Origin of the sequence: Microcoleus sp. B9-D4, from assembly GCF_036705105.1 — a bacterium.
Classification (GTDB): Bacteria; Cyanobacteriota; Cyanobacteriia; order Cyanobacteriales; family Microcoleaceae; genus Microcoleus.
Map to the genome: position 1 here is coordinate 1 of NZ_JAUBTS010000171.1, position 1,353 is coordinate 1,353.

Sequence of the window (1,353 nt, forward strand, 5' to 3'; positions counted from 1 at the left end):
CTAAGCAGTTTCAGACTATCTCTACAGCATTCGTCCATGTTCCTTTTCCTCGGTGGTGGGTTCGGGAAAGGAGTTGGAATGGGTAGAGAAAACGGAGATTCTCCGCATTTAATTAGTTTCACCTCGACTTTACTAATCAATTGATATTCTTTAAATTTCCAGGTATATCCTTCGGCTCCATTAGGAAACCTATATATATAAGGCGCTTGTGTTGTTTTTACAAAATACTCTCCTCCAATTAGATCTGGTATACTTGCATTGGAAATAGTTATAGGGCGACGATAGTAAATTTCTCTCGTATAATTTACGCCACCAAAAGGAGCTATATTTTGGCCTCTTGAATATACTTCGATTCTTGTAATCTTCTGTGCATTGACATACCTCCAATCTGCTCCTTGGGGGGCATAAACAATACGTCCGGAAAACGTGGTACTCGCGTCTATATTTGCTTTTGTAATTGCTGTGCAAAAATCAGGCTCTGTAGGGGGGCTTACCCTGGGCGGCCGTAATTGCCCTGTTTGAGGTGGCGTCACATGATAATAGGTTGTTCCATCTCCATCATCATATCTATATGTACCATCTGCACTTATTGTTGTAGTTTGTAGATAATAAAGCCCCGGTTCAATCACAAAATTGGGAGATGGAGAGATACTAGGTTCCCATCCACTAGGCATTGTTTGATTTATAGGTGTTGGTGTTGGTGTTGTTGGCTCTTCCTTCCTTTTCGGAAATCCCAAGCCCAGGCTAAATTCAATTGGAGTGAATGGAATTTGCAGTGTCAATTCAATGCCAATATCCCCATTGTTTGAGGATAGATTAATTCCTGATCCGCCAATTTCTCCTCCAATACTTCCACCAATAATTTCTCCGGTGCTAGTATTAATTGTTGCCCCCCCACTAACTCCTAAAATTCCACCGGGTAATTCTGCATTGCCACTAATTGAAATTGCACTTTTAGAAGGGTCTTCATAATTCGGTTCGCCACTAATATTCAAGCGCAGCGGGCTTACATCGACACTTACACCGCCAGAAACAGTCATGCCACCGATACTTGTAATTTCCTGAGTAACACCGATGCCGCCGGCTGTGGCACTGACTTGAGCTTTGCGGCCCATATCAACGCCACCGGCTGTGGCACTGACTTGAGCTTTGCGGCCCATATCAACGCCGCTATCTTTGCCAAGGTCGATCGCGCTTTCTCCTGTAGCCCTTGGCGACAGTGAAGACTTTCTACTAACCCTAGACATAGCTTGCCTCGACTCCCGATATGCGAGAGGTGTCGCCGTCTGCGATCGCCCAAAGTTCCCCGGTCAAAGTTTGCTCTGTAAGATTTCCCCCGCCGTTGGGTGCAAG

Annotated in this window: 1 protein-coding gene; it reads right to left on the reverse strand. The window is 44.9% G+C overall.

What is annotated here, in order from left to right; genetic code table 11:
• Positions 1-1,247: hypothetical protein (locus QUB24_RS33395; RefSeq protein WP_333157874.1), on the reverse strand; the 1,247-nt coding region annotated here is incomplete at its 3' end.
• Positions 1,248-1,353 lie beyond the last annotated feature (106 nt).